Annotated in this window: 14 protein-coding genes; 4 read left to right on the forward strand and 10 right to left on the reverse strand. The window is 63.8% G+C overall.

Translation table 11 applies throughout. The annotated features are described in order from the left end of the window. Nucleotides 1-244: 244 nt before the first annotated feature. Complete coding sequence (locus K226_RS0104455; protein WP_024813666.1) at nt 245-1,123, forward strand: LysR substrate-binding domain-containing protein; 879 nt, start codon at nt 245-247, stop codon at nt 1,121-1,123. Nucleotides 1,124-1,213: 90 nt separating this feature from the next. Here K226_RS0104455 and K226_RS0104460 read toward each other — a convergent pair whose 3' ends face one another. From K226_RS0104460 to K226_RS0104505, 10 genes are all read right to left on the reverse strand, one after another. Continuing rightward, the gene (locus tag K226_RS0104460; RefSeq protein WP_024813667.1) at nt 1,214-2,083 is read right to left on the reverse strand and encodes an NAD(P)-dependent oxidoreductase; all 870 of its coding nucleotides are present in this window, start codon (nt 2,081-2,083) and stop codon (nt 1,214-1,216) included. Further along, complete coding sequence (locus K226_RS0104465; protein WP_024813668.1) at nt 2,080-3,510, reverse strand: NAD-dependent succinate-semialdehyde dehydrogenase; 1,431 nt, start codon at nt 3,508-3,510, stop codon at nt 2,080-2,082. The genes K226_RS0104460 and K226_RS0104465 overlap by 4 nt, the downstream gene beginning before the upstream one ends. Before the next feature lie 5 nt (nt 3,511-3,515). After that, nucleotides 3,516-4,505, reverse strand: a complete 990-nt coding sequence (locus tag K226_RS0104470; RefSeq protein ID WP_024813669.1) for a tripartite tricarboxylate transporter substrate binding protein — start codon at nt 4,503-4,505, stop codon at nt 3,516-3,518. Between the two features lie 29 nt (nt 4,506-4,534). Further along, a complete protein-coding gene (locus K226_RS0104475; RefSeq protein ID WP_024813670.1) occupies nt 4,535-5,320 on the reverse strand; it encodes an N-acyl homoserine lactonase family protein in 786 nt (261 codons plus the stop codon). Between the two features lie 10 nt (nt 5,321-5,330). After that, nucleotides 5,331-6,557, reverse strand: a complete 1,227-nt coding sequence (locus K226_RS0104480; protein WP_024813671.1) for an ABC transporter substrate-binding protein — start codon at nt 6,555-6,557, stop codon at nt 5,331-5,333. Nucleotides 6,558-6,612: 55 nt separating this feature from the next. Continuing rightward, complete coding sequence (locus tag K226_RS0104485) at nt 6,613-7,503, reverse strand: NAD(P)-dependent oxidoreductase (protein WP_024813672.1); 891 nt, start codon at nt 7,501-7,503, stop codon at nt 6,613-6,615. A gap of 8 nt (nt 7,504-7,511) precedes the next feature. Beyond that, nucleotides 7,512-8,360, reverse strand: coding sequence for an alpha/beta fold hydrolase (locus tag K226_RS18670; RefSeq protein WP_035240880.1), 849 nt, complete (start codon nt 8,358-8,360; stop codon nt 7,512-7,514). Then, complete coding sequence (locus tag K226_RS0104495; RefSeq protein WP_024813673.1) at nt 8,350-8,721, reverse strand: hypothetical protein; 372 nt, start codon at nt 8,719-8,721, stop codon at nt 8,350-8,352. Before K226_RS0104495 ends, K226_RS18670 begins: the two co-directional genes overlap by 11 nt. 82 nt (nt 8,722-8,803) lie before the next feature. Next, complete coding sequence (locus K226_RS0104500) at nt 8,804-9,898, reverse strand: AbrB family transcriptional regulator (protein WP_024813674.1); 1,095 nt, start codon at nt 9,896-9,898, stop codon at nt 8,804-8,806. A 6-nt stretch (nt 9,899-9,904) separates the two neighbouring features. Further along, entirely contained in the window at nt 9,905-11,236 is a 1,332-nt protein-coding gene (locus K226_RS0104505; RefSeq protein WP_024813675.1) for an MmgE/PrpD family protein, read from the reverse strand. A 179-nt stretch (nt 11,237-11,415) separates the two neighbouring features. Between K226_RS0104505 and K226_RS0104510 the strand changes: the two genes are divergently transcribed. The 3 genes from K226_RS0104510 to K226_RS0104520 are packed head-to-tail and all read left to right on the forward strand — an operon-like array spanning nt 11,416 to nt 15,641. Continuing rightward, nucleotides 11,416-12,570, forward strand: coding sequence for an acyl-CoA dehydrogenase family protein (locus tag K226_RS0104510; RefSeq protein ID WP_024813676.1), 1,155 nt, complete (start codon nt 11,416-11,418; stop codon nt 12,568-12,570). Nucleotides 12,571-12,594: 24 nt separating this feature from the next. Continuing rightward, on the forward strand, nt 12,595-13,569 hold the full coding sequence (locus K226_RS0104515) for a tripartite tricarboxylate transporter substrate binding protein (RefSeq protein ID WP_024813677.1): 975 nt from the start codon (nt 12,595-12,597) through the stop codon (nt 13,567-13,569). Beyond that, nucleotides 13,566-15,641: an acetate--CoA ligase family protein gene (locus K226_RS0104520; RefSeq protein ID WP_024813678.1), complete on the forward strand. Its 2,076-nt coding sequence runs from the start codon at nt 13,566-13,568 to the stop codon at nt 15,639-15,641. The genes K226_RS0104515 and K226_RS0104520 overlap by 4 nt, the downstream gene beginning before the upstream one ends. The last annotated feature ends 59 nt before the right edge of the window (nt 15,642-15,700 follow it).

Genomic DNA, 15,700 nt, shown 5'->3' on the forward strand with positions numbered 1-15,700 from the left:
CGGAGACGAGGTTGGTGGCACAGTTGCTGTGCAAAAAATGCGACCTGTCCGTCGTGGGTAGCGCGGGTGACGACTCGCTGGTCGTGGTGCTGGCTTCCCCCTGTGGCGCCGGATAGATTGACGCAATTCACCGTTGTCGCCACGCCGTCAGTTCTTGCAAAAGCAGGGTGGCCGTAGATAAGGCAAGGCATTGGTCGGCACGGGCTTGATCCGCCGAACCGGGAGGCGAGACAATGACCTCCTGATGAAAATACCCCCACTCAATCCCCTCAAGGTTTTTGAAGTCGTCGCGCGCACCAACAATCTCACGCTGGCGGCCAGCGAGTTGAACGTGAGCCAGTCGGCCGTCAGTCGGCAGGTGGCCGTGCTGGAGGAATACCTGGGCGTGCAACTCTTCGCACGCGAACGGGTTGGCGTGCGACTGACCGATGTGGGTGAAACCTACGCACGCAGGATCGGGCCGGCATTCGAGGAAATCTCCGCCGCCACCGCTTTCATCACGCAGAAGTATTCCAACAACGTTATCCGCCTGCGCACCTACACCACGCTTACGGCGCGCTGGCTGATCCCGCGCCTGCCGCACTTCAAGGCACAGTACCCAGACGTGGAGGTATCCATCCTCAACAGCAACGCGCCACTGGATTTCGGGGTGGAGAAGTGCGACCTGGCCATCGTGCTGGGCGCCGGTACGTGGCCTGACGCTGATGCCACGCTGCTGCTGGAGGACATCGTGGAGCCCGTCTGTGCGCCTGGTTTCATCGAGGGCGCTGCCACCTCCGAAGGGCTGCGCGGCAAGCGCCTGCTGGTCTCCAAGTACCGCAAGGACGACTGGCCGCGCTGGCTCGCGCACGCGGGAATGACCGATGTGTTCGATACCGCGGAGAAGATGGTTTTCAGCAGCTCCATACTCACTTGGCAGGCCGCCATGGACGGCCTGGGCATCGCCATCGGCCAGCAACACATGCTGGATTCCGAATTCCAGGCCGGGCGCCTTGTGCGCCCTTTCGCACGTCCGTTGCGCACAGGTCAGGGCCACTACATCGTCACGCCGGCGCTTCAGCGCCACTCTGACAAGATCGCGGCCTTCAAGGACTGGCTGATGCGCGAGGCAGGGCGACTATAAAAAGATGAGCTGCTTGCGTCTGCAGGCAATGAGTTTCAGATTGCTTTAACCAGAAAACACAAGCCGGATAAGCGCAAGCAGCTATGCTTTTTAAGCGCGTACCAGGCGATAAATCACGGGGTAATAGTTCATCGCGTATCCGCTGGCGCAGGCCGCATCCAGCAACGATGCTGTGGCCTGGGCCACTGCCGGCGTGATGCCCGAGGCCTGCGCCAGGCCCAGCGCGAGCCGCAAGTCTTTGAGCGCGTAGGCAGTGGGAAAAAGCTTTTCGGGAAACTCGTCCTTAGCCAGCTTCTCGCCCGTGAGCCGTAGCGCGAACGAATCGGCCGAGCCCAGGCGTAGCACGCTGGCGAGCAACGCCTTGTCCACGCCAGCGGCCTCGGCAATAGCCATCGCCTCGGCCAGCGCGTTGACAGTGGACAGCAACACCATGTTGTTCATGATCTTGACCACTTGCCCGGCGCCAACGTCGCCGCAGTGCACCACGTCCGATCCCATGCAGCGCAGCCACGGCACCACGGCCTCGAACAAGTCGGCCGGCCCGCCCACGGTGATGAGCAGCGTGCCGTTGTTTGCGGCCTCCCGGCTGCGAGCCACAGGGGCATCGAGAAAACGTACGCCGTACGCAGCCAGCCGCTCTGCCAGAGCGCGGGTGCGTGGCACATCGCTGGTGCTCATGTCCACCACGGTCTTTACCGATCCGCCGGGAACGATGAGCGGATCGGCGCCGAAGCACACGTCTTCCACCTGGTCGATCGAAGGCAGCGACAGGAACACCGTGTGTGCTGTCTCGCTCAGCAACCGCACGCTTGACGCCACCGCGCCGAGTGCCGTAAGGCGTGCCACGTTTTCAGTCTGCACGTCGGCAACGTGGACCGGCAACCCGCATTTTTGCAACAGGTTGCGGCACATGCCCTCGCCCATCACTCCCACGCCGACGAAACCGAGTACCGGGCTCATGACGACACCCCTTGCCGCACGCACTTCACGCGCAGGAATTCTTGCAAACCCTCGACCCCACCCTCCGAACCAAGACCGCTGTCCTTGTGGCCACCGAAAGGTGTTTCGGGCAGCGAAGCCTGCCACTCATTGATGCAGACTACGCCGCTGTCTATCTCGCTTGCAAGGCGGTGGGCACGCTCCAGGTTGTTGGTAAAAGCATAGGAGGCCAGGCCGAAGGGAAGTCGGTTGGCCTCGGCGATGGCGTCTTCCAGCTCCGCGAACGGGCTGATCAGCGCCACCGGGCCGAAGGGCTCGATGTTGGCGGCGTCACAATCAATCGAGGGCCGCACGATAACCGTGGGCTGGTAGAAAAAACCTTCGGTGCCAATGCGCTCGCCGCCCGTGGCGATAGTCAGGCCCCGCCCGCGCGCATCCTGCACCAGCTGATCGATAGCTTGCAGACGGCGAACATTCTTGAGTGGCCCCATTTGCGTGGCTGGGTTGAACGGGTCACCCACCTTAATGGCCTGCGCGGCCTGCACAAAGCGCGCGCAAAAAGCGTCGAACACGCCCGCCTGCACCAGAAAGCGGGTGGGCGATGTGCAGACCTGGCCCGCGTTGCGGTACTTGGTGGCCACTGCCATGCGAGCCACGCGGTCCACATCGGCGTCGTCGCAGACGATCACCGGCGCGTGGCCGCCCAACTCCAGCGTGGCACGCTTCATCATGCTCGCGGCCTTGGCGCCGATTTGCTTGCCAACCGAGGTGGCGCCAGTGAAGGTGACCATGGCCACCTGCGCCGATGTGCAGAGCTGGTCGGCGATTTCGCCGGGATCGCCAAACACCATGTTGACGACGCCGTCAGGCACGCCTGCGTCCTGCACCGCGCGCGCGATGCATAGCGCCACGCCCGCCGTTTCCTCAGAAGGCTTGATGACGATGGTGCAACCCGCCGCGAGCGCGCCGCTGATCTTGCGCGCGGGCGTGATGGCCGGTGCGTTCCAGCCCGCGAACGCTGCCACCACGCCGATGGGTTCCAGCACCATGGTCTGTGTAGTACCCCCTGTGCGGGAGGGAATGGTGCGTCCATAGACGCGCCGTGCCTCCTCGGCCGCCCACTCGAACATCTCGGCAGCAGTCGCCACCTCCTTCTGCGCCTCGCCCAGGGGCTTGCCCAGTTCGCGCGCGATCTGCGTGCCGATGGTCTCAGCGCGCTCGCGCATCAGGGTGGCCACGCGGCGAAGCATTGTCGAGCGCTCCAGGGCCGGGGTCTTGCTCCAAGTGCGCAGCGCCTGGTTTGCCGCGTCGATAGCGGCCTGCACATCCGCCGACGTCGCATGGGCGTAGTCGCCCAGCGGCTGGCCGGTGCTGGGGTTGATAACAGTGAAGCGCTGGGTGGATGCGCCCTGGCGGAACGCTCCGGCGATCCATTGGGAATACGACATGCTCATCAGTCCACCTTGATGTTCGACGACTGGATAACCACGGCCCAACGCTCTTTCTGGGTCTTGATATGGTCGGTGAATTGCTGTGGCGTGCCGGTGAACGGGTATTGCTCCATGGCGGCTAGGCGCGCCACCACGTCCGGACGGCTCATGATTTGGTTCACGGCCGCGTTGAGCTTGACCACGATGGACTGCGGGATACCCTTGGGTCCCATCAGCCCGTTCCATGGCTCGGCGGAGAAGCCTTTGAAGCGCTGCTCGCCCAGCGTGGGCAGGCCATCGCCGCCGCGTCCTGGTACTGCGCTGGCGGAGGCAAGCAGCCGCATCTTTCCAGCCTTGGCCTGCGGCAGGGCAACGGATCCCGCGAGGAAAGCGAAATCCAGCCGGCCAGCCACAAGGTCGGTTACCGCGGCCGAGTCGCCCTTGTAAGGAATGTGCACCGCGTCAATCTTCGCCTCATGCTTGAACCACTCACTAGCGAGGTGGTTGACCGCGCCGTTGCCGGCGGAGCCGTAACTCAGTCGCGACGAAGAGCTACGGCCTTGCTTCAGCAGCTCATCCAGGGAAGTAATGTTCGACGAAGCGGGCGCCACCAGGAAGTACGGATAGCTGGCCACCAGGCCGATGGCAGTGAAATCCAGTAGCGGGTCGTAACCAGTCTTTTGCAGGGTGGGGATGATGGACAGCGTGCTGCTGCTGCCGAACATCAGCGTGTAGCCATCCGGCGCGGCCTGCTTCACCTGCATGGCCGCCACTCCTCCGGATGCGCCGGCCTTGTTATCCACCACAAAGCTTTGCTTGAACTGGGTAGTTAAGTTGTCAGCCAGTATGCGCGCAACCACGTCGGTGGGGCCGCCAGCGCTGAAGCCAACGACGATGGTGACGGGCCGCGTGGGCCAGTCACTGCCTGCAGTCTGAGCGAAGGCCGTGCTGCTAAGGGCGAGGGCCGCGCAGCCCAGAAGGAAGGCGCGCTTGTGTTTGTGATTTGCGTTCATGTCAATTTGTCTCCGTACATTAAAAATTGTTAGGCGATTCGCCAGGCGTGGACGCCGGGCACGCCCGCACTCTCGAAACGGGTGCAGACCGCAGGGTCATGACCGGGAACGATGAGATCCTCACCATCCGCCAGTTCCCGGATGCGTGCATAGCCCGTCAGCATGTCGTCCAGACTGAAGATGGCGGGGAATGGGTTCTGCAGCGCCAGGTTCTCGTAGTAATGCGCCGCATCGGAGGCGAGAACCACCCAGCCGCGTGCGGTGCGCACGCGCACCACCTGCAGGCCGTCGGTATGGCCGCCCACGTGGTGCAATTCAATGCCATCACGCAGCAGATGGAAGCCATCGACCATCCTCACATTGCCCTGGTACAGGCGCTTGATGAGCACGGCCACGTCGTCAGTCGAGAAGAAGTGATTCTGCTTTGGGTCACACATGCAGTCGCCCGTTGCGTAGCGCACCTCGCGGTCCTGCACCCAGACGGTGGCGGCGGGGAATTCGCCTACGTTGCCTGCATGGTCGTAGTGCAAGTGCGTGAGCACCACATCACGTATGCCCTCGGGCGCGTAGCCAAGGCGGCGCAGCGATTCCAGTGGCGAGACCAGGTAGTTCCGTCTGCGAACGAGCGCCGAGGCGGGGCTGAAGCCCGTGTCCACCAGCACCGCGCCGCCCGGCCCCTGGATCAGCCAGACAAAGAAGTCCAGCGCCATGGGCGCCTCAGGGTCGCCGGGTGCGGGATGCAGGAAGTTGCTCCCCCGGGCCCGATCCACGGTGGCGTACTTCACCGCGAGGATCTCGTAGCAGGCTGGGTTCATGGCGCGGTCGTCACGACTTGAGCAGGGAGCACTTGCTCTCTGCAACGGAGTGGAACGCGTGCTCGCCCGGAACAGTCTCCAGCACGGAGTAGTAGTCCCACGCGGCCTTCGACTCCTGCGGCGTCTTCACGCGCACGAGGTACATGTCGTGGATCATCTTGCCATCGCCACGTACCTTGCCGTTCTTGGCAAAGGCGTCCTGGATAGGCATGCTCTTGATGGCCTTCATCACGTCGGCCACATTGTCGGATTTGGCCTTTTCGATGGCCTTGAGATAGTTCAGCGTGGCCGAATACTGACCGGCCTGCAATGCGGTGGGCATGCGCTTGGTCCGCTCGAAGAACTTGCGCGCGAACGCGCGCGAAGCGTCGTCCAGGTCCCAATAGAACGATTCGGCGAACAGCATGCCGCCCGCGTCCTTCAGGCCCACGCCGTGCACGTCCATGATGCTCATGAGCATGGCCACGGTCTTCTGCCCGCCGCTGGCCAGACCGAATTCTTTGCCCTGCTTGATGGCGTTCTGCAGGTCGAGCCCCGCTGTAGCAATGGCCACCGCATTGGCCTTGCTGCCCTGCGCCTTAATGATGTAGGAGGCAAAGTCACTGCCTGGAAACGCGTATCGCGAGGAGCCCAGCACCTTGCCGCCAGCGGCCTCGATGAATTGCTTTCCGTCGTTTTCCAGAGAATGGCCGAAGGCATAGTCCGCCGTGAGGTAATACCAGGTCTTGGCCCCCCCCTTCACCACAGACTGCGTGCCCACCTTGGCGAGCGAATAGGTGTCATAAACCCAGTGCAGGTTGTTGGGCGTGCAGTCCTCATTGGAGATGCGGACCGCACCGGCGCCGGTGACGATGGACATACGCCCTTTTTCCTGCGCCAACCTCATCGCAGCCAGTGCCACGGCGCTGTTGCCCAATTCGGTCGCCGCGTCTACCTGGTCGCGGTCGAACCACTCGCGCACGCGGGCAGATCCCACGTCGGCCTTGTTCTGGTGGTCGGCAGTGACCATCTGAATCGGGTAACCCAGCACCTTGCCGCCAAATTCCTCAATGGCGATCTCGGTCGCGACGACGGAGCCCTTTCCAACGTTGTCCATGAAGGGGCCATTCATGTCGGTCAGCACGCCGATCTTGACAACACCGTCCGAGATGCGCGCGGTTTTGTCCTGAGCGGACCCGAGCATTGAGGCGGTGAGCAGCGCGACGGCGACCGCTGCCTTGGTGTAGGTGAGTTTCATTGCTTGTCTCCTGTTAAATTTTCGATTGCTTGGGGTTTTTTGTGCCTGAAGGGCGCTACATCCGCACCGGCGGCAGCCCGTTGGACTCGGCCCAGAAATCCGTCATGCAAGAGGTGTCTTGCCCATCCTTGCCCGAATGGCGTGCGAGTTGAAAAAGGCTGCGCGCCAGGTTGCCCATGGGCAGTGAGATGCCAGCCGACTGCGCGGCCTGGCAAGCCAGCGTGAGGTCCTTGAAACCCAGTGCGATATCGAATCCCGGCGTTAGGTCGCCGCCGAGCACTTTCACGGGCCACTTCTCCTTGAGCTGCCCATTCGACGCCGTGGTACCAGTGAGCACGTCAAAGGTCTTGCGCGTATCCAGGCCCAGCGCATTGGCGAGCACCAGTGCCTCAGAATTGAGTTGGCAGTAACACAGCACCATCAAGTTGTTGATGAGCTTCATGCGCGTGCCGCTGCCTGGGTCTCCGCAGTGCAGCACCGTAGTGCCCATCTTCAGTAGCAAGGGTTCAAGCGTGGCGAGATCGGTTTCGGAAGCGCCCAACATGAATAGCGATTCGCCGCGGTCGGCGTGGGCGGCCAAGCGGCCCACGGGGGCGTCGGCGAAATGCACGCCGCGCTCGCGCGATGCACGGGCCAGTTCGTCCACCGTGTCGGTGTCGATGGTGCTCAGCTCAACCAGGTAGCTACCACTGCGCAGGCCGTCCAGCACACCGTCTGCACCCAGAATGACCGCGCGCGATTGCTTGGGGCCGGGCAGCATGGTGAAGACCAAGTCCACACTCGCCGCGAGCTCCCGGATGCTGGCCGCGCGCAAGGCGCCCTGCGCCACGAGCGCGTCCACGGGGACACTCTGAATGTCGTGCACCGTGAGTTGAACGCCCTTGCGCAGCAAGTGGGAGGCCAGGGCGAAGCCCATGCGGCCGAGGCCGATGAATCCGACTTTCATGATGTTCCTTACGAAGTTTGAATGCGTTGCAACACGGGAAGTAGGTGACGCAGGAATTCCTGCGGCGCCTCACTCATCGGGAAGTGGCCCAGGCCCGGCATGATCTGAAGCTGTGCACCGGGAATCAGGCGCGCCAGGTCTTCACTGTCCTCGGGTGTGCATGAATAGTCGTACTCGCCAGTGAGCAGGTAGAGCGGGCAGAGCGCGGTGTCGATTTGCTGCACGCGCCCACGCAGGTCGCCCTCGCCCGTGTAGAAATGCAGGTCACCCTTGAAGACGCCGGGGCCGCTTTGCATGTAGTGCCACAGCGTCTCCCAGCGGTCACGCTTCGATGCCCCTGGTCCGATGAGGCCGGAGACGATTCCGGCACACACCTCGCCGCCGTGCACGTCGGGGCGGTGCAGCCAGTCCAGGTCGTAGTACCGGTGAACGTGCGCGCCCGATTGCAGGCCGATCAGAGCCTTGAAGCGCTCCGGCTGCTGCAACGCCAGGTGCAGCACCACGCGACCGCCGATCGAGCAGCCCATTGCAATGGGGCGCTCGATCTGCATCGCGTCCACGAAGGCCAGGATGGTCTGCACATAGAGCGCGCTGGTCAGTTGGTACTCATGCGATTGCCAGCCCTCGGGCGGGGAGGATTTTCCGTGCCAGGGCATATCGAAGCAGATCACCCGGTGGCCCGCCGTCAGTTCTGGCGAGTTGAGCAACGCGCGGTACTGTCGTGTGTCGCTGCCCGCCGTATGCAGGCACAACAGGGGTTGGCCGCTGCCGGCCATCTCGTAATACACACGGCACATGCGGCCCGCGATCTCGAAGTTCACATAGCCGCCGGTAACGGCCTCTTTTTCAACGCGCATGGAGTTGCCCTCCGAGCCGCTTGACCAGCTCTTTAAAGTAAAGCAAGTTGCTCATGAAGATGGTTGGGTCGCCCTCGACCCGCAGCGTATTGAACTTGACCATCGCCATCAGGTCGTGAAAGCGCGGTTGCGGCTCATGCGCCCAGAAGCGCTGCCAAGCGTCCTCACCCGCGACTAGTGCAAATGTCCAGCGCGGCATCACGTGCGGGCCGGGCTGGAGATGCATCACGCGCCCGTCGCGAAGGGTGACGAGGTATTCCTCATCGCCTTTTTTTATCATGAAGGTGACGTTGACCCAGCGGCCGCGGTAAGTCAGCCAGTCGTCCGCGCTGCCTGTCTTGTCACCATTGGTGGTGTGCATAATTTTTTATCTCCTGAAGTGAATGTTCCATACCACCGTCACAGGCACAACCGACAATTTGTCGTGGAGGAATGAGCTTTGGTCATGGCTGAGGCGAGTGCACGCCATCGCGACGCCAAGTCGCCCACAGACGGTAGGCCGGCCGCACCAGAATCAGCACCGCAACCAGCCGCGTCACCTGCAGGGCAGTGACGACGGGCACGCCCAATTGCAGTGCCTTGGCGGTGATGGACATCTCCGTCATGCCACCCGGTGCCGTGCCCAGAATGGCAGTGGCCGGATGGAGCCCCGTGGCCCAGGCCAGCGCCACGCCAAACGTAGCGCAGGCCGCGATCACGCCCACGGTACCTAGCGCCACGTGCGCCAGCCAGCGCGGCGCGGTGTGCAGGAATTGCGGACTGAAGCGCACGCCCAGGCTGACGCCGATGAGCAGCTGCGCCGTGTTGGAAAGCAGCGTGGGCACGGTCGCAGGGGCCGTTTCGCTGGCGGCCAGCCCGATAGCCACCAGCAGCGGGCCGAGAAACCAGGGGTTGGGTAGACCAAGCAGCTTCAGGACCAAGCCCCCTGCCACCGTAAACAGCGCCAGCCAGGCCCCGCCAACCACCGTGAAGGGCGCGCTGGCCGGTGGGACGATATCCACCACCTCCAGGCCCCACCAGGACTTCGCCAGCAGCATGCTGAAGGGCATGACCAGCACTACGATCAGCATGCGCAGGCTGTGCGAGGCGGCAACGAGGTCGGTTCGCGCGCCTTCCCTGTCGGCGAGCAGCGTCATCTCGGATGCCGCGCCGATGGCGCCCGCGAAATAGGCCGAAGGCCGCAGCGCATCGTCGGGCACCCCGCGCAACCGGCCTACGCAGGAGCGGTACAGCCAGTGCCCGTATGCCATGCCGAGCGCCAGCGACCAACCGACCGCCACCAGCACCGCCCACCACAGGTTTACAAGCTGGGTCACGATGGTGGGCGTGAAATACAAACCCAGCGATGCGCCCATCACCCATTGACCACCATTGCGCAACCTCAGGCTGCTGCACGTGGGCATACCGGCCAGCGTGGCCAGCGCCGTGGCGAGCAACGGGCCGAGCATCCACGGTACGGGGATATGCAGGCGGCCGCAGATTTCGGCAGCCGCCCACGCCAGCAGCAACGTGAGGAACTTGGAGGTGGCGCCGGGCATGCGCCGTCAGAGGTCCAGCAGGTGTGCGCGCGTGTCCAGTGCCCAGAGGCCGTCCAGCAAGCTACGGGCACGCCCATCGCCCACCACTGGCACGGCCAGCTCCATAAATTTTGCGGAGAGTTCTTCGTCTGTCAGGGGTTGCTCTGGATCGCCCTTGCGCGTGGGTTGCAGGTACTCCGCCTGTCTGCCGTCCAAGGTGGAGAAGCGCAAGCGCGCGGCCCGCTGGCCCGGAAAACCCGCATCCAGCGCGGGATCGACGGTGAGCCGGATACGCGCCATGAGTGCGCGGATCTCCGGATCTACCAACCGCTCAGGTGTGAAGGCCGACAGGCGCACGCTGCCGTGGATCAGGGCCGTCGCCACCACGAAGGGGATGGAGAAGCGCGCCTCGGCCGCGGTGCGGGGCGTGAAGTTGCCTGCCACCGCCAGCGCCGGGCCGTAGGTGGCTACCTCGATGGCGTCCAGCTCCTGCCAGCGCAGACCCATGCGTGCCTGCAGTTCCAGCGCACCGTCGATGGGTGCAAAGGTGTGGCCGCAGCAGGCGTGGTTCTTGAACGTCATGCGCGTGATGTGGAAGTCCTGCCCCAGCGTGGCGGTGGCCAGGTTCCAGTCGGGCGCGTCACCCATGGCCCGGCCCATGCCAGCGTCACCATCGAGCACGTCGAGCGAGCCGGTAACACCACGCTCGGCCGCCAATGCGGCCAGCACGCCAGCCTCAGCGGCGTGGCCCGCGTGCAGCGGTTTGGACATCGAATCCATGCGAAATGCCTGCTGCAGCCCGGCCGCAAAGGTGGCGCCCGTGCACAGCGCGTGCGCGTGCCGCTCGGCATCCAGTCCCAGCAGCGTGGCTGCTGCCGACGCCGCGCCAAAGGTACCCACAGTGCCCGTGTTGTGCCAGTAGCGGTAGTGCGCCCGCCCCAGCGCAGCGCCGATGCGTGTGGATACCTCGTAGCCAGCCACTACAGCGCGAATCATTTGTAGTCCTGTGGCCCGCCGTGCCTGGGCCAAGGCCAGCGTCGCAGCGATGGTGGGGGCACCGGGGTGGTAGATAGCTTCGCGGTAGATGTCGTCAACCTCCACGGTGTGCGCTGCTGTGCCGTTGATGAGCGCCGCTGTACGCACGGTGGCCGCACGGCCCAGGGCGAGGCGTGCGTCGCCTCGGTCCAGGTCTTCGGCAAGGGCCTGTTCCAGCAGCGTCGGGGGTGACTCGATCGCTCCAGGTAGCAGCGCCGCGTACCAATCAACGATGGCGCGCTTGGCATGGTGGACGACTTCGGGAGCAAGGGTTGCCTGATTCAGGGACGAGGCGAATTCGGCAAAGCGTTGGGCAGCAGTCATGGATTTCAGCGGAGGTGTTTGCATGGGTATGTATCGTCGCGCGTGCGGGTGTTGCTGTGAACTTCGCAGAAGTGGTGGTGGTATGAGTATTTGTAGGGGCTCCTGACAAAAGACGAAGTTCTCAAAACAGGGAGGCGTCGGCACTATTGAGTCCACTTACACACCACGCAGGAACGCACATGGATTTCAAACTCAGTGAAGAGCACCAGGCATTTGCCGACTCGGTGGCACGTTTTGCCCAAGACAAGCTCAAGGACGGAGCTCTGGAGCGCGCACATTCATCCCACTACCCCTGGGAGACGGCCGCACTGCTGGCCGAGCAGGGCCTGCTGGGCATCGCCTTCCCCGAGGAAGACCACGGTCAGGGCGGCACGTTGATGCACGCCGTGCTTGCCATCGAGCAAATCGCGCTGGTCTGCCCCAAGAGCGCCGATATCGTGCAGGCAGGCAACTTTGGCCCTATCCGCACCTTCGTCGAGTACGCCACGCCGGAGCAAAAACAGCGCTTTCTGCCCGACCTGCTGGCAGGCCGCAAGCTGATCTCGCTGGGCATGACCGAGCCCGACGCGGGCTCTGCCGTCACCGAGCTCAAGACCAGTGCGCGCCAGGACGGCGACCACTACGTCATCAACGGCAGCAAGGTGTTTTCAACCCACAGTCCGGAAGCGGAACTGTTCCTGATCTATGTGCGCTTTGGGCCTGGCGTGGGCGGCATTGGCTCAGTGCTGGTCGAGCGCGGCACACCCGGCTTTCAGGTTGGCACACCATCGAACTTCATGAATGGCGAGCAGTGGGCGCAGCTGTATTTTGATGAGTGCCGCATTCCGGCCGCCAACGTGCTGCTGGGGCCCGGCGGGTTCAAGAAGCAGATTTCTGGCTTCAACGTGGAGCGACTGGGCAACTCCTCGCGCGCACTGGCGCTGGGCCGCTATGCCTTCAATGCGGCCCGTGAGCACGCCATGACGCGCAAGCAGTTCGGACGTGAGCTGTGCGAGTTTCAGGGCCTGCAGTGGAAGTTTGCCGACATGGCCATGAAGCTGGAGCAGGCGCAACTCATGCTGTACCGAGCCGCCATGGAGGGTGAACATGGTCTGCCCAGCGCGCAAAGCACGGCCATGGCCAAGCTGGCTTGCAACATGGCGGGCTGGGAGGTGTCCAACGAGGCGCTGCAGGTGATGGGCGGCATGGGCTTCAGCCAGGAGTCGCTGGTGGAGTACTGCGTGCGGCGCACACGCGGCTGGATGATCGCTGGCGGCTCCATCGAAATCCTGAAGAACCGCATCGCGGAAGGTGTTTTTGGTCGCACGTTCTCGCAGCGTCCGGCCAAAGACTGATAACCACAAATCAAGGAGACAAACATGAATCGTCGCAGTTTCTCGCTGGCCGCCTGCGCGGCATTGTCCCTGGGGTTGGCCAGTGGCGCCATGGCCGAAGCGGCCTACCCTTCCAAGCCCGTGCGCATTATCGTGGGCTACTCGGCGGGCGGACCCACTGATCTGGTTGCGCGGATGATTGCGGTCCATATGCAGACGCGGCTGGGCCAGCCCTTTATCGTCGACAACCGCCCCGGTGCCGGCTCCAACATCGCTTCCGAAGCAGTAGCCGCAGCCCCGGCCGACGGCTACACATTGCTGGTAGCAGCAGCTCCGCTCACGATGAACAGCTACGTTTACAAGAAGCTGAAGTTCGACGCTGTCAAAAGCTTTACGCCCATCTCCAAGCTGTCCTCCTCACCCGGCGTGCTGGCAGTACGGCCCGATTTGGGTGTGGGCAATGTCAAGGAGCTCATCGCCCTGGCGAAAAAAGAGCCGGGCAAGCTCACTTTCGGTACCACCGGTCTGGGTGGGTCGCAACACATGGCAACCGAGCTGCTCCAGCGCCTGACGGGCATGCAGCTCACGCACATCCCTTACAAAGGGGCCAGCAACGTCATGACGGATTTGATTGCGGGGCATGTGGATTTGGCTTTTGTGTCCGCAAGTGGCGCCATGCCGCACCTGCAAGCGGGCAAGGTCAAGTCCCTGGCGGTGGCTGGACCGCTGCGTCTGTCGGGCCTGGCCGACGTGCCCACCTTCGCGCAGGCGGGTTTCCCGGCGATGGTCTCGGACTCGTGGAACGGCCTGCTGGCCCCTGTGGGCACGCCCCCCGCCATCGTCAAAAAATTGCACGCAGCGGCTGTAGAGGCACTGCAGACCCCGGAAATCAAGGCCAAGCTGGAGTCTCTGGGCGCCCTCGTGATCGGCAACAGCCCCGAGGAGTTTCGCGGCGACATCCAGCGCGAGGTCGCGCAATGGGGCGAGCAGTTCAAGACCATCAAAATCGACACGCAATGAAATCACACCAAGACTCTATGGCGCAGCTGGCACAGGCGCTGCTCCATCCGGCCAGCATCGCCCTGTACGGCGCCTCGGATGACGCGAGCAAGATGGGCGGGAGGCCCGTGCAGTTTCTGAAACGCTCGGGTTTTGCCGGTCGCATCTATCCCATCAATCCCAAGCGCGCGGAAATCCAAGGCCTCCAGGCTTGGCCCAGCCTGCAAAGCCTGCCCGAGGTGCCTGACCAGGTTTTCGTACTCACCCCCACCGAAACCGTGATCCCGGCGGTGCGCGAGTGTGCGGCCTTGGGCGTGAAAGTGGTCACTATCCTGGCCAGCGGTTTTTCCGAATCCGGCACCGAGGGCGTGCAGCGCGAGGAAGAATTACGCCAGATCGCCCGCGAGACGGGTATTCGCATCCTCGGACCTAGCAGCCTGGGCGTGGTCAACCCGCGTACGGGCCTGGTGCTCACCGCCAACGCCGCTTTTGCCGAGCCAGACATCCCGCCGGGGAAAGTCTTCGTCGCCTCGCACAGCGGCAGCATGATCGGCGCGCTGGTCTCGCGCGGCAAGGCACGCGGCGTGGGTTTCGCTGGGCTGGTGTCGGTGGGCAGCGAGGTGGATTTGAACGTAGGCGAGATCTGCGCCGCCACACTGGATGACCCTGCGATCGAGGGATATCTGCTGTTCCTGGAGAGCATGCGCCACGGCCCCGAATTGCGTGCCTTTGCGCGCGCTGCGCACCGGGCGGGCAAGCCGGTAATCGCCTACAAGCTCGGGCGCAGCGCTGCTGCCGCCGAGATGGCCACCACCCACACCGGCGCCATTGCGGGAGAAGACGACATTGCCGACGCCTATTTCAAGGATTTGGGTATCGCCCGTGTAGGCGTGCTGGACGCACTGCTGGAAACCTTCCCACTCGCCAAGCGCATCCCGCTGGAGAGTGCGCCCAAGCGCGTGGGCGTGGTCACCACCACCGGCGGCGGTGCGGCGATGGCTGTGGACCAGCTCGGAATCCGGGGCGTGGTCGTGGAGCCACCTTCCGCAGAGACGCTCAAGCGCCTGGAGCAGGCTGGCCTGCCATGCACGCCCGGCCGCGTGCTCGACATGACGCTCGCGGGCACCAAATACGAAACCATGAAGGGCACGCTGGACATCCTGCTCAGCGCACCCGAATTTGATCTGGTGCTGGCCGTGGTGGGTTCGTCCGCACGCTTCCAGCCGCAACTGGCAGTCAAGCCCATCGTCGAATGCGCCGGGCAACCCAAGCCGCTGGCGGCCATGCTGGTGCCCGATGCACCCGAGGCGCTGGCCGCGCTTACCGCAGCTGGCGTGCCGTGCTTTCGCTCGCCCGAGGCCTGCGGCGACGCCATCGCCGCCGTGCTGGCGCGCCGCCAGCCGGGCCAAGAGCCACGGCTGCCCGCCACCGGCCCAACGCGCACGCTGAGCGAGGCCGATGCCTACGGCATCCTCGATGCGGTGGGTGTGCCGCACGCGCCCGTCGTGCTGCGGCACTTTGGCGGCGAGGCTGCGTCGCTGCCCTTTGCCTACCCTGTGGTGGCCAAGGTCTGCTCGGCAGACATTCCACACAAGACCGAGGTGGGCGGTGTGCTGCTGAACATTGGCAGCGACGAGGAACTGGTCGCTGCCATGGCCACGCTGCGGCACAACCTGGACGAGAAGGCGCCCAGAGCATTCTGTGACGAGGTGCTGGTGCAGCCCATGCAAAAAGGCTTGGGCGAGGTGCTGGTGGGCTACCGTGTGGACGCCGACGCCGGCCCCATCATCATGCTGGCCGCAGGCGGCATCTGGGCAGAGGTGGCGAAGGACCGCAGTATTCGTCTGGCCCCGGTGACGGTGGAGACGGCGCGCGAGATGGTCCTGGAGGTCAATGCGCTGAAGCCGCTGACGGGCCTGCGCGGCAAGGCGCGGGGCGATCTGGAGGCCCTGGCGCATACCGTGAGTGCGCTGTCGCAGTTGGCTTTGAAGCCGGAACTGCGCGTTGCTGATGCCGAGATCAATCCGCTGCTGATCCTGCCCGAGGGGCAAGGGGTGACCGCCGTGGATGCGTTGGTGTTTCAGCATGTTTGAAAGCCGCTAACTGAACGTGGGTGCGATTGCACTCACGTTCAGCGTTCAAAAAAATCAAA

This window comes from Acidovorax sp. JHL-3 (genome assembly GCF_000526295.1).
GTDB classification, from domain to species: domain Bacteria; phylum Pseudomonadota; class Gammaproteobacteria; order Burkholderiales; family Burkholderiaceae_C; genus Acidovorax; species Acidovorax defluvii.